This is a genomic window from Litchfieldia alkalitelluris, from assembly GCF_002019645.1.
In the GTDB taxonomy this organism is placed as follows: Bacteria; Bacillota; Bacilli; order Bacillales; family Bacillaceae_L; genus Litchfieldia; species Litchfieldia alkalitelluris.
In genome coordinates this window covers 1,030,806-1,045,496 of sequence record NZ_KV917374.1, presented here as the reverse complement: position 1 = coordinate 1,045,496, position 14,691 = coordinate 1,030,806, and the positions used below count along the sequence as shown (strand labels likewise).

General features: G+C 37.2%; 7 protein-coding genes and 1 riboswitch. Of the genes, 1 reads left to right on the top strand and 6 read right to left on the bottom strand.

Annotation, left to right across the window (positions count from 1 at the left end; translation table 11 throughout):
* Positions 1–96 precede the first annotated feature (96 nt).
* The 3 genes from BK579_RS04735 to BK579_RS04720 form a co-directional block, all read right to left on the bottom strand.
* Positions 97–1,140, bottom strand: a complete 1,044-nt coding sequence (locus tag BK579_RS04735) for a ribonucleotide-diphosphate reductase subunit beta (protein WP_078543885.1) — start codon at positions 1,138–1,140, stop codon at positions 97–99.
* Between the two features lie 19 nt (positions 1,141–1,159).
* Complete coding sequence (locus BK579_RS04730) at positions 1,160–3,421, bottom strand: ribonucleoside-diphosphate reductase subunit alpha (RefSeq protein WP_078543883.1); 2,262 nt, start codon at positions 3,419–3,421, stop codon at positions 1,160–1,162.
* A 138-nt stretch (positions 3,422–3,559) separates the two neighbouring features.
* Positions 3,560–3,749, bottom strand: a riboswitch (cobalamin riboswitch).
* Between the two features lie 767 nt (positions 3,750–4,516).
* Positions 4,517–5,143 carry a CAP domain-containing protein gene (locus tag BK579_RS04720; protein ID WP_078543880.1) on the bottom strand — a complete coding sequence of 209 codons (627 nt, stop codon included), beginning with the start codon at positions 5,141–5,143 and terminating at the stop codon, positions 4,517–4,519.
* Between the two features lie 508 nt (positions 5,144–5,651).
* Between BK579_RS04720 and BK579_RS26045 the strand changes: the two genes are divergently transcribed.
* Positions 5,652–10,361, top strand: coding sequence for a LysM peptidoglycan-binding domain-containing protein (locus BK579_RS26045; protein ID WP_204524680.1), 4,710 nt, complete (start codon positions 5,652–5,654; stop codon positions 10,359–10,361).
* Positions 10,362–11,142: 781 nt separating this feature from the next.
* Here BK579_RS26045 and BK579_RS04710 read toward each other — a convergent pair.
* The 3 genes from BK579_RS04710 to ftsE all read right to left on the bottom strand — a co-directional run bounded on the left by BK579_RS04710 (position 11,143) and on the right by ftsE (position 14,377).
* On the bottom strand, positions 11,143–12,444 hold the full coding sequence (locus BK579_RS04710; protein ID WP_078543876.1) for a murein hydrolase activator EnvC family protein: 1,302 nt from the start codon (positions 12,442–12,444) through the stop codon (positions 11,143–11,145).
* A 363-nt stretch (positions 12,445–12,807) separates the two neighbouring features.
* Positions 12,808–13,701 carry a permease-like cell division protein FtsX gene (gene ftsX / locus BK579_RS04705; RefSeq protein WP_078543875.1) on the bottom strand — a complete coding sequence of 298 codons (894 nt, stop codon included), beginning with the start codon at positions 13,699–13,701 and terminating at the stop codon, positions 12,808–12,810.
* Positions 13,691–14,377 (bottom strand): cell division ATP-binding protein FtsE, encoded by a 687-nt coding sequence (ftsE, locus tag BK579_RS04700; protein ID WP_078543873.1) that lies wholly within the window; start codon positions 14,375–14,377, stop codon positions 13,691–13,693. The genes ftsX and ftsE overlap by 11 nt, the downstream gene beginning before the upstream one ends.
* Positions 14,378–14,691 lie beyond the last annotated feature (314 nt).

The following is a 14,691-nucleotide window of genomic DNA, read 5'->3' as shown; positions in this document are numbered from 1 at the left end:
GATTAAGTTTCTTATTAATCTATATATTAACGATATGTGGTTTGTAGTATATAAAATCTAGATTAAGCTTTTGTTAATTAGGTAAAAAGGGATCAATTACAAATCATCAAACCCATTTACATCACTTGTTTTTGTATATTGACGTGACTTTTGCTCAAAGAAATCTGTTTTCCCTAGGTCTACCTCTTGGTATGCAATAATCCATCTCATCGGGTTATTTATAGGTGCTTCTGGAAAAACTGCTCTTCCATGACCAAGCTGGTTACAACGTTTATTCGCCATAAATTGAATATATTGTTCCAGTTCAGGCATTGTAATTCCATCCATTTTATCACCAATGACTTGACGTCCCCATTCAATTTCAAGCAATGCAGCTTGACGAAAAGTCTCCACAGCAAATTCTTCAAGCTCTTTCGTCCGATATTGTGGATTTTCATTTAATACTTCTTTATAAATCTTTTCGAAAAGTCCTACATGAATTTGTTCATCACGATTAATGTAATTTATCATCGTTGAAGTAGCTACCATCTTTTGGTTACGTGCAAGATTGTAAAAGAAAGCAAACCCTGAATAAAAGAATAATCCTTCTAAAATCACATCATAGATGATTGATTTAAGAAAATTTTCAATCGTCGGATTCTCGGAGAACGCTCGATAGCCATTTGTTATAAAATCATTTCTCTCGCGCAATGTTTCTTCTGTTCTCCAAAATTCAAACACCTCATCCTGTTTTTTCTTCGGAACAATACTTGAAAGCACATAAGAATATGAATGATTATGGATAACCTCCTGTTGCGCGAGCATAATCATTAATGCATTTAACGAAGAATCTGTTAAATAATCTGCTACCTTTGATGCATAATCTGATTGAATACTATCTAATAAAGCTAATAAACCGATAATTTTCAAAAAAGCTTCTTGCTCCACATCCGTTAATTGTGGAAATTGCTTTATATCCTTACTCATATTAATTTCAAAAGGTGTCCAAAAATTAGATAGCATTACTTTATATTTAGGATATGCCCAGGAATAACGTACATCATCCCAATTAAGAATATTTGAGCTTTGTCCATTTACAATTCCAGTTGAACGGTTTGGTGCATGGCTATCAATGATTTTTCGTTTTTCCACTATGCTCAATTAACTCATCCTTCCTTCCTTACTGACAACTTTCACAATCTTCTATCACCGCACTAGAAGTTGAACGTACATAATAGGTTGTTTTCAAGCCACTTTCCCATGCAAGCATGTGCAGATCAAGAAGCTCTTTTGCTTTAATATCATTTCGAACATACAAATTAAACGAGATCGATTGGTCTATATGTCGTTGGCGCATCGCATTTTGTTTAATACTCCATTTTTGATCAATCAGATAAACGGATTTATAATACCAGTTTGTCATCGGATTAAGATCTGGTGCAGTTACTGGAATTTTATAATCCTTCTTTTCTTCAGAGTATTCTTTGCGGAAAATTGGATCTATCCCAGATGTAGAACCCGCTATAATTGCTGTTGATGAGTTCGGCGCAACTGCTAACAGATAACCATTTCGAATACCCTGAGCTTGTACATCATTTTTTAGCACTGTCCATTCTTCAGACTGATAGCCTTGACGAGTAAAATAGTCTCCTGTTTCCCAGTCAGAGCCTTTAAACACTGGGTATGATCCCTTTTCTTTGGCTAATTCCATACTTGCTTTGATTGTTAAAAAGGAAATTTTTTCATAAACCTCATCACAATATGCAATTGCTTCTTCGGTTTCCCAAGCAATTCCTTTAAGAGCAAGCAAATGATGCCAGCCAAAGGTTCCTAGACCGATCCCACGATACTTTTTATTGGTTAAATTTGCTTGAAGAACAGGAATTTCATTTAAATCAATAACATTGTCAAGCATCCTCACTTGTACAGATATAAGGCGTTCTAGCACATCATCCTGGACTGCCTTCGCTAAAGAAATTGAAGATAAGTTGCACACAACAAAATCTCCTGGAGTCTTTTCAATAATGATCTTGCCATCTTCTGTTCTTTCCTCGATGACAGTTGTGATGCTTTGGTTTTGAGTGATTTCTGTACATAAATTGCTGCAGTAAACAATCCCACAATGCTTATTGCTATTTGCTCGATTCACTGTATCTCGATAAAACATATAAGGAGTCCCTGTTTCAAGCTGTGAAATCATGATTGATTTGAAAATGTCAATGGCTGCTACCTTTTGTTTTGAAAGTGTAGGGTGGTTCACACATTCTTTATAACGACGGCGGAATTCACCATCCCCCTCTTCTTCATCGAAGAAATCCTCTAATGAATAACCCATCACTCTACGAACCTCATGTGGATCAAACAAATACCAATCTCCGCGCTGTTCTACACTTTCCATAAACAAGTCAGGGATACACACACCTGTAAATAAGTCATGAGTTCGTAATCTCTCATCTCCATTATTTAATCTCGTTTCAAGAAAAGAGAAGATATCTTTGTGCCAAACATCGAGGTAAACCGCAATGGCTCCTTGGCGTTGTCCTAATTGATCAACACTTACAGCCGTATTATTTAACTGCTTCATCCAAGGAATCGTTCCAGAAGAGACTCCCTTAAAGCCCTTGATGTCACTCCCACGCGAGCGAATTTTACCAAGGTATACACCAATTCCTCCACCGTTTTTCGAAAGATTGGCAATGTCCGTATTTGAATCATAAATGCCTCTTAAACTATCATCCACTGTATCTATAAAACAACTAGAAAGCTGTCCATAGCTTTTTCCTGCATTAGAAAGTGTTGGAGTAGCAACAGTCATATATAAATTGGACAATGCCCAATACGCTTCTTTAATAAGCGTTAGTCTATTTTCTTTTGGTTCATTTACCATCAATGTCATGGCTATAATAAGTAGTCTTTCTTGTGGAAGCTCAAACACTTCACCTTGATGCGATTTTGCCAAGTATCTTTCAGCTAAAGTAATGAGACCTATGTATGTAAAAAGGCCATCATTTTCTGGATTAATTAACCCTTCTAGCTCCTGAATTTCTTCTTTAGAATATTTATTCAATAACATAGAATGATAGATTCCCATGTCAGTTAATTTCTGCAACAACTCATGAAAAGATCCATATTTACCATTCGTTGCATATTGTCTATTTTGAGATGCATGAAAATAGAGTCGGTCTAAATAAAAAGCTGCAGCTACGTAAGTCCAATCTGGTTCCAGCATTGTCACTCGTTCTAGAGCAGCCAGAATTAGTGTATTGGCAATTTGATCTTTTGTTGAATTTGTTTTATGTAAAAAGATTTGAGAGATTTTCTCCTTATAATCATCTACATGTAAATGTGGAAATTTCGAGGTTTGTTGAGTAACATACTCTATTATTCCCTCCACATTTGAAGATTCTAAATTTGAAAAATGCAAAACTTCCTTTAGTGCCATTCCCCATTACCCCTTTCCCAATTTGCGCTTGTTTGTAATAAAAAAACCCATCTTTGTAAGATGAGCAAGATAGAACGAAGAAGATAAGGTGGAATACACCAAAGGTCCTCGCCCTATCCTCTCAACTCCCGAAAAAGATAGTACTAAGTAAAAATGGCAGGTCTCCTGACTAATGCTTCATCTTACTGTAAGGTCCTTCCCATGAGCCTAGTACTCACAGTGGATGTTCCCTATTTCATCAGCATTTTACAGTTGCGGGGACAGTTCTGGATTTACACCAGATTCCCTATTATGTCACTTATTCGACACCGTTTTTACCGGATGATACTGTATATTGTATTTAACTAAACTATATATACTAGATATTGAAATTACTTATTTTAGTATAAGCTCATTGGACAAATTGTGCAATCATAAAATACGCTTTTAATCTTTGTCGATTTTTGGCGAAAAAATGATATTTGACTAAGATTCGTGGATAATTTGCGATAAGTCGTGGATAAACTTTCAATAGTCGTGGATAAACTACCAAAACTCGTGGATAAGTCGTGAATATGTAAGGATATTCGACAACAATTTGTGGATAAAATTTGTTTGATTAGTCAACTAATTCTATTTTTCTAGGAGTTTACTTTGCTATTTTAAGTGGCTGTGTCCATCATGTTGATTTCTCTTGGTTGAATTTAAACGTAAATATTCCGCTTAATTTAAGAAATATCAACATTTCCCTAAATATAAGGGGAGTTTTTCCGCTTATAAGATACCAAACTTAAGATATAGTCATATATTTGTGAACTTAACGGGAATTTCTCCCCTTATATCTGCTGCTTAAGCCCTTATAGATTCAATAGCGGGAATTTCTACGCTTATGATTTCCTTTACCTACGCGAAAAATCAATAAAGGAAATTTTTTTAAAACCATTATGATTCGTGCTACCTCTTCCATAAATTCTTTCGAGCATTCTACTTCACTCTTCACTCTCTCCAACAGAACAGGGCGTACTAATTCTTCCTTTACAACTGAAAGCACAATTTTTTTATACTTTCCTATCTTTTTAAAAGGGCACCCTCGTAATGGATGCCCCTTTTTACACATTATCTTGCCTTAATAAACATTTGAACCCATGCACTGTGATAGAATCCAACACCAATTGAATCATATTCTGGCTTAAGGATATTCGCGCGATGTCCTGGTGAATTCATCCATGCGTTCATAACCTCTTGTGGTGTTTTTTGGCCTTTAGCAATGTTTTCTCCAGCCGACTGATAACTAATTCCAAACGTTTTTAACATTTGGAAAGGCGATCCGTAGTTTGGACTTGTGTGAGAGAAGTAATTAGAATTAATCATATCCTCAGCCTTTTTGTGTGCTACATTTTTCAAATCAGCACGATGTGTTAAAGGTTTTAACCCCTGCTTTGCTCTCTCCTGATTTACAAGCTTTACTACTTGATCCTCAAATGAACTATGGTGAGATGCAGATGGCTTTAAACGGATTACCTCTCCAACATGCATATTCGTCGGAACCACATCTGGGTTAAGCTCCATCAAACGTTTGTAATCAAGTCCATATCGCTGCGCTATGTACCAAAACGAATCTCCTTTTGACACTTTATAAAACTCAAATGGAGGTTCTTTAAACATTTTAATTTGGGCACTTGGTTGAGATACAACTGGAAGTGCAAACATAATCGCAAGTGTTAAAACTAAGATTTTCTTCATAATTTCCCTCCTGTTCTTTATTTGGTTTTCACCCCTATAGTTTGTATTGAAGACGTAATTCCATACATTAAAAATCCAAAAAGCATGTCTAGGCTGAATTTGCTTTTAAGGTAACTTATGCGAAGTAGTGTCGAATAATCGATAAACAGATGATTTCTAAAATAAACACGCGAATCTCGAAAATAAATCCCCCAGTTCGAACGTATTCGACAAAATTTCGAAAATAAACTTTCAAAGAACTACTAAATCGCTTATCAAAACACAATACTCCCTAACAATTCGCTTAAAAATAGATTAAAATTCGAAAAACAAAAGAAACCTTTGGCTCGCTGAGCGCATATCAGTAGGAGTCAAGTGGCTCTCCGCTCATTCCACACATGGTAATCACACTATTTTCATCCTCCATGGCGCACTCATTCAGATGAAGGCTTCTAAAAAAATCCTGAATCATTTTACTATCATTTGGCAGAATAAAAAGTGGAGACTACGTTTAGAGGAGTTTTATCATATGAATCTGTATTTTCAAAACTACGAACTAAAACTAAATAGTGATAATACCTACACATTAACTATCCACCTACAAGACCAACTAACTGAATTTGCCGATGAGCTTGGTCACTCACCTGGAAAAAAGGGTGAATTACAAACCCAGATCCAGGACTTAATTAAGCAAACATTCCCAAACATTAAAATATCAGCAGTAAAAGTGGTCATGGGGGCTCTTCTTATTACATCCTTTTATTATATAGATTCCCCAAATACACAAGCACTAGCTAGCACGACTCAAGTTCAACCTGTGTATCAGTATGATAATCATACCGTACAATCCGGAGAAACTCTTTATTCCCTTGCAAGACGCTATAATGTGACGGTTTCTTCAATCAAAGAACTAAATGGGTTATCTTCAGATGTATTAAAAATAGGACAGGTACTAAAACTGCCCTATTTTACCTATACGGTGTCAGCAGGTGACAGCTTATCATTAATTGCGAGGCGCTATTATACAACAGTATCTGACATCAAAAGCTATAATCAATTAACAACAGACACTATTACAATTGGCCAAAAATTAAAAATACCACAGCCAACTAAGCAACCAACTGTAGAAGAATCACCTATAACTGAACCAGATACGACAATCACAAACTATACAGTTGTTTCCGGAGACACTTTATCACTTATTGCAAAAAAATTTAATACGACGGTTGACGCGATTAAAACTAATAATCAGTTAACTACAGATATGATTTTTGTTGGACAGGTTTTAACAATACCGGTCCAGCCTGTAAATGAGGAAAACACGGTAACTCCTGAACCAGCGGTGGTACCTCAATCTGAAGCACCTGCAGAAACGATCAGTTATACAGTTGTATCTGGGGATACTCTGTCATTGATTGCAAGAAGATTTGGTGTAACAGTCGAAGAGATTACATCACTGAATCAGCTTACTTCAGATCGTATTTTTGTAGGTCAAATTTTAAATATCCCTCAACAAACGAACAATGAAACTACAACTGAGCCTAATGTAACAGTTGAAATGACAAGCTATACAGTCGTATTTGGTGATACTTTATCTGTTATTGCAAGAAGATTTGGGACAACAGTTGAAACAATTAAAACAACCAACAACCTTACATCGGATCTTATTTTTGTTGGACAAACATTGAATATACCGGGTACTAATGCTGTTGAACAGCCACCAGAACCCGCTGACACAGATGCACCTATCTTGCCTGAAATAGGACCACTTGAACTTATCACAGGTAATAATGCAAAGGAGTTTGATGTTAGAGGAACAACAGAAGCCAATGCTTTTGTTGATATTGTTATTACAGATGGAAAAAACCCTTCCTTGTCTGCGCAAGTCGTGGCGGACGCGAATGGAGATTTCACTCATCGATTTGATGTCTCCCCTCTTCAAGATGGGACACTAACTATGACGGCAACTGCTAGAGATGCAGCTGGAAATATAAGTGAACGGGTAACATCTACGATTCAAAAAGATACCCATACCGTCGTGCCAGCTATCGAAAACACAGAGAATATTAATAATGAGAATGCCAATAGTTATCTTCTTAGTGGTAGAGCTGAACCTCTTTCGGTGGTTGAAATCACTATATCTGACGGTTTCCATGAGGATATACAATTGGCCACAACTGCTAATGAAGATGGTGTATTTAGCGAAACCTTGGACCTGTTAAGCTTATCAGATGGAACGATTAAAGTAACTGCTTTTTCCATCGATCCCGTCGGTAACAGTAGCACAACCTTCGAAACAACTATTTTAAAAGAAACAAAAGTCATTGCCCCCACAATTGATAATGAAATCATCGTTAATCGGGAAAACATGGAGAAGTTTTCAATTTTCGGTCATGCTCAGCCGAGAACTGTTGTTGATATAACAATTTCAGATGGAGTAAATCCTGTTGTTACGGCAACAGCTACCGCAGATGATAATGGTGAATACTATGTTGTGGTTGATTTGAGTTCATTAACTGATTCGACCTTAGCCGTTGAAGCGAGGTCTACTTCAAAGGCCGGAGTAAAAAGTGAGACAAGCCTTGTTACACTTCAAAAAGATACACTGAGCCCTAATGCTCCGACATTTACGAACGAGGGATATATTAATGCCGAAAATCAAACATCCTATACTTTTACGGGTGAAGGCGAACCAAACACACATGTGGCAATTGTAGTCACTAACCGTTTGAATCAAGAAAAATCAGCTACAACTACAACAGATGAATCAGGTCGATATGAGCTACCCATGGACCTTTCAGAACTAACAGATGGAGATTTATTTATTCATGTTACCACCAAAGATGAAGCCGGAAATGAGAGCCCTAGCATCATAAAAACTTTAGTAAAAGATACAGTTGGACCGACTGATTTTACCTTACAGCCTTTAGCTAGTCTTTTTAGCGGAAATAAAACAAACTATTCTCTTTCTGGAAAGACTGAACCTAACACCATTGTTGGCATTACCTTAAGTGATGGAACAACAACGATTAGTGAAACGATAACACCAACTGAAACTGGTGAATTTGAGTTTGTGGTCGATGCTCAGAACTTAGCTGATGGAGAGATAACCGTAAATTTCTATGTAACAGATACTGCAGGTAATGTTCAACCACAGCAACCAGCTATTATTGTAAAAGATACAACAGCACCAACTGAGAGCACCCTTGCCCTCCCGTCTTATGTGAATCAAAGTAATATGAATCACTACATTTTAAAAGGTACAAATGTCGAGGATGGAGCAACAGTACATGCTGTAATTACTGATGGAGTAAGCCGTGTTGAAGCAGAAACAACGGCAGTTAATGGCGCGTTTGAGGTAGGACTTGATGTAAGCACGTTAGTAGATGGTCCATTGCGCATTGAACTCACTCAAACAGACCAAGCTGGAAATACAAGCATCACTCAAACAAAGCTGATTGAAAAAGATACTGTTATTGTCAAACCTACGGTCACGAAGAGTGGATTTAGCTATGTGAACGGTGAATTTCTATATACGATTATCGGGAGCGCTGAACCAAATTCATTAGTAACCATCTTTGTGACTGATCGAGTGGGCAGTGAGTCTATCTCAAAAGATGGGATATCTGATCAAACTGGATATTTTTCATTAAGCATACCTTTGAGTCAATTTAGTACAACTCAGGATCTAAGAGTAACTGTTAATCAGCTGGATTCTGCTAAAAATGAGAGTGAACGACTGGACTTATCAACACATTCTTATTTGGTTGTTGCTGGCGATACTCTTTATTCAATTGCTAAGCGATTCAACACAACTGTTGATGCATTACGATTAGTGAACTACCTACCAACTAATACAGTCTCTGTTGGTCAAACGTTAAGACTACCTGTCACGGCTACGGAAGTACTGAATCTTGGTTATTTATACTTTGGTGATATCAAACATTACACCAATACAGTGAATCAAACCAATCAGTCTATAAATGTCGTAGCACCAAGTTATTTTGATATTAACTCAGATGGGACTTTAAAGCTAACTCATCAACTTGATCCTGCATTTATTGAAACAATGCATCAACAAGGTGTACGGGTTGTTCCATTTTTAAGTAACCATTGGAATCGTGAAAAAGGTCGTGCCATGCTCGCGAATAAAGAACAAGCTGCACAACAAATAGCCGACGCGATTGCTCATTATAATTTAGATGGAGTGAATGTTGATTTAGAAAACATTACAGATGCGGACCGATCTAGCTTCACAGCATTTGTCAGACTGCTTCGTCTAAAAATACCAGCACATAAAGAGGTCTCAGTTGCGGTTGCAGCCAACCCTCATGGGTGGAATACCGGATGGCACGGGGCATATGATTATAATAACCTCGGGAAATATGCCGACTATTTAATGATTATGAGTTATGACGAAAGCTATCCAGGTGGAGAGGCCGGCCCAGTGGCGAGCTTGCCATGGGTTGAGAGATCGATTCAATATGCTATTAATCAAGGTGTTCCACGAGATAAAATCGTCATGGGAATCGCACATTATGGACGTTATTGGATAGAAGGGCTAGATTATGGGGGCTTCGGAATTTCAAACACGAAGATTCAAGAAGTGTTATCTAAATATGAACATACGGTTGTTTTTGATGAAGCTAGTCAATCTGTCAAGGCAACAGTCACAATTAAAGCGGACGACCCTATTACCTTTGTATCAGGTTCATCCCTTACACCTGGAACTTATACAATATGGTATGAAAATGAAGAATCTATAAAAAGGAAGCTTGCTTTAGTAAGCAAATATAATATACGTGGGGTTGGGAACTGGAGCTTAGGACAAGATAATATTGATATTTGGCGGAACTACAGTACGATTTTACCAGCATCGATACCTATTACATCAGTTCCTTATTCTGAGCCTGACTCGACTTATTATCTAACATATACCGTCGTCTCAGGAGATAGTCTTTGGGCAATTGCTGAACGCAATAATACAACCATTGCCGCAATCAAGGAAGCTAATCAATTATCGACAGATAGCTTGTACATTGGTCAAGTGTTAAGAATACCACAAAACACGCCGATTACAGTGGAAGAAACACTAACAGTCACAACCTATACAGTAGCATCTGGGGATTCACTCTGGCTCATTGCAAGCCGCTTTAAAACCACAGTGTCAGCAATTAAAGAAACGAATCAATTAACAAGCGACACGGTATATATTGGTCAGGTGTTGGTTATTCCATAAAAGAAACCGGGCAAAGCCCGGTCCTTTTTGTTTAGTAAAAATCCGATAATTTGTACTCTATGCCATTTACCCCTTTATTGTATAAAGGGTACACTTCTTACACGAAAACATAAGTGGAGTGGTAGGGTCTACAAACCAAAATTAGATAGACTAGCTATTACTCTAGGAGTTGCTTTTGCTTTCTTTTTAAATGGCTGTGTCCTGTCATGTTGGTTTCACTATGGTTGTTGAATTTAAACGGAAAAATTCCGCTTAAATTGGGAAATATCAACATTTCCCTAGATATAACCAGAGTTTTTCCGCTTATATGAACCTAATCTTTAGATTTAATCATATATTAGAGAAGTTAACCGGAATATCTCCGCTTATAGCTGCTTCTTAATCCCCTATCAGATACATTAACCGGAATTTCTCCGTTTATGAGTTCCATACCTACGCAAAAAATCAAAGATGATTAACAAAGCTTCACAAAAAGTCCATTATGACCCGTGCTGCCTCATCCATAAATTCTTTAGAAGATATCGATGTTGCAGAAGCCATCACGTAATCCAAAATTACATGTCTATGATTAACTTGGAAACCTCCTTAATGACAAAAGGATGAGTTTGTGAACCAAACTTTTTCTTGAATGCCTCCAATGGTTATTTTCATCAAAAAAATATTTGTTTTAATATATTAGTCTACATACACGAAAAATACCACAGTAACAACGGCTGTGTAGTCCAAAGTTACCTTGTAAATAAAAAATGGAGCGATATCCGCTCCATTTTTCTTATCCCTTTTAGAAGTTTATATAGTTACGTGGATCAACCGAGTTTGATTTTGCTGCATTCCAAGGTCCTACATGTAATTCAAAGTGTAAATGCTTGCCAAATGATTGGCCTGTATTCCCCATGTACCCTAAAAGGGCACCTTTAGCTATATATTGACCCTCACTCACTGAACGACTCTCTAAATGTGCATAAACGGTTGTATATACCTTGCCATTAATATTATGGGTGATAAATACAACATTTCCATAACTGCTAGAATAGTAGGATCTGAATACAATCCCATCTGCTGCAGCTACAACCGGTACATTTGGTGCTGAATTAGCAATATCAATCCCGGCATGAAGAGTTCCCCAGCGTGAGCCATAGTTTGATGAAACTCGACCTGTAGTTGGTCTCATAAAGTCTCCACTCGTAACGGCTGGAGCCGGTGTGGTTGCAACAGGCGGGCTAGAAGTAGATTCTCCAGCTGCCTCCCTACGCTTACGTTCCTCTTCTTGTCGCTTTCTTTCTTCCTCTAATTCTTTTTGCTTACGATTCCATTCATCAATTGCTTGTTTGATTGCTCGCTCTTGAGCTGCAAGGAGCGCTTCCTCATCCTCAAGTGATTCAATATGATTATGCATTTCCTCTTCTTCATGTTGAAGCTCAGACATAATTTCGTTCTTTTCATTAATCTGAGAGTTAAGCTGTTTTTTCATCACTTCGAGTTCTGACAATTGTTGTTCTAATTGAATTAGTTGATCATTAAGCTCAATTTCAGTTTCTTCGAGTAGTTGTTTATCCTCTTTATGAACCTTAAGAATATCACGGTCAGCTTGAACGAATGAAGAAACAGCACTTACTCGGTTTACAAAATCACTAAAGCTTTGTGCACCTAGCAATACATCTAGATAGCTAATCATTCCACCATTTTCTTGAATCGAACGCATTCTATCCTTAAGTAATGCATCACGTTTCTCAATTCGTTCTTTAACAACCTCTATTTCTTCTCGGAGTACTTCGATTTCTTCTTTTGTTTCCGTAATTTGTGCATCTTTTTCACGGATATTGCCGCTCGTTTCAGCCACAGCTAAATCTAAACGTTTGATATCCTGGTTAACGGCATCTTGTTGCGCCTTAATTTTGTCTAGTTCACTTTGTTTACCTTCAATATCTGATTGAAGATCTGACCGTTTATTTTGAACATCATCTTTTTGATTTTCGAGCTGTGTGTTTGTGTCAACAGCATATACTTCTGGTAGGTTTGGAGTAACGCTACTCCCGACGATAACTGATAGTCCTAATCCTAGAATGAGAAATCTCCGTTTCAATTCGTTCCTGTCTCCCCTCTATTTGTAATTCTGATGGTCTATCTTGGCTTGTCCATGACCAGGTTAGGTTACCTACTTCCTGGTCATACGTTATGTATGGTTAGGAAACTAGTAATCTATAATTGATAGTTTTGTTTAAAAGTAAGCCTACCTGAAAATAACCTAGGTAGTAGAGTTCCATGCGCTGCGATCCACTTGCTTTCCGCAGGGTGGTCCGGGAGCCTCCTCGTCGCCTGGGGGCTCCTGCGGGGTCTCCTAAAGACCACTATATCCCGCAGGAGTCAAGTGGCTCTCCGCGCACTCCAAACTGTGGAAGACATTTTTCATACTACTTGGTGCGTCTTATTATTAGTCCTAGCGCTTTTAAACTCTCAAAAACTTTCGAACTGACATTAAGCTTCCCCAAACGCCGATGAATGCTCCAATTGCTATTAACAATCCTGCTACTTGGAAGGCAAATGGTTGGAACGGTAGTAGTTGTAGAAAGGTTCCTTCTAATCTTGGCTGAATCAAATCGTATAAATAATCGTAGCTTCCTAAAATAATTCCAATTGGTATAAGTGATCCTAATATCCCAAGGAATAGTCCTTCAATGAAGAAAGGCCAACGTATAAATGCATTAGTTGCACCTACTAGCTTCATAATCTCAATTTCTCTTCTTCTAGCAACGATTGTAATTTTAATGGTATTGGAGATAAGGAACATGGCTGTAAATAATAAACCAATAATTAGACCGATACCCACATTTCTCGATACCTTTACAGCTGCAAAAATCTTTTCAATTTCTCCTTGTCCATACTTTACATTTGCTGCATATGAAAAGGATTCAATTTGTTTAGCTACCATCATGATATCTGTAGGCTGTTTTGTTTTTATTATAAATACATCGTGAAGCGGATTATTTTGTTCAAAAAGCTCAAAGATTTTTCCTTCTTCACCAAAGCTTTTAATCATATTGGCCAGTTCATCTTCCTTAGAAGAAAATTCAAGTGTACCAACCTGTGGTATCTTTTCAATTTCTTTTCGAAGCTGTTCTTGATCCTCTGGTGTTGCAGCTAAATCAATATGAACTCGGATTCGTACATCTTCTTCAATCGATGTTGCCATACTATTTAAATTCATCATTATGACAATAAATACACCAACAAGTAACAAAGTAACGGTTACAGCACTAACTGATGCAAACGTCATCCAGCCATTACGACCTAGATTTTTTACACTTTCACGAAAATGTCTAGTGAGCGTACTAAATTTCATAACCGTACTCACCCCTTACTTCATCACGAGCAATTTTTCCACTTTCAATAGCAATTACACGTTTTTTAATCGCATTAACAATTTCTCGGTTATGTGTAGCCATGACAATCGTTGTGCCACGGTTGTTGATTTCTTCAAAGATATTCATAATATCCCAAGATGTCTCTGGATCCAAGTTTCCTGTCGGCTCATCCGCGATCATTACTCCTGGAGCATTAACAATAGAACGCGCGATTGATACCCTTTGCTGCTCGCCTCCAGATAATTCATCTGGTAAAAAGCGTGCTTTATGTTTAAGTTTTACTAGATCAAGTACATCCATTACTCGTTTCTTAATATTGCGTGGGCTTTCCTCAATAACCTCTAATGCAAATGCCACATTTTCAAAAACAGTTAACTTCGGTAAAAGCTTAAAGTCCTGGAATACAACCCCTATGTTTCTACGTAAATATGGAACCTTTTTTTCCTTTAATTTTGCTAAGTCAATTCCATTTATTAAGATTGATCCTTGTGTAGGCTTTTCCTCACGGTACATCATTTTAATAAAGGTAGATTTCCCTGCACCACTTGGGCCTACAACATAGACAAATTCACCTTGTTTAATTTTCACATTGATTCCGTTCACGGCTAGCACACCGTTCGGATATTTTTTTATTACGTCCTTCATTTCTATCATTATTAATCACCTAAAATAGTAGATTTATAAAACATTATTTCGGTTACGTATGTTAAATAGTCAATAAATATCAAGTTTTGCATTATTTACTTTGTATATCGGCATATGACGCCACTTTTTTCATTATACCATCATATTTCGTCAAAATCAGACCCAAAAATATTACATTTTTATTTCACCTTGGAAATGATGAGTTTACGTAGGTATTTCGGTGGAGTTGTTTTTATTTGGTAACTGTGGAAATGATCTATTTTTGATATGAAATACTTTTGAAGTGGGTGTTTGTATAAAAGTTTCATTTGGCCATTTTTTCG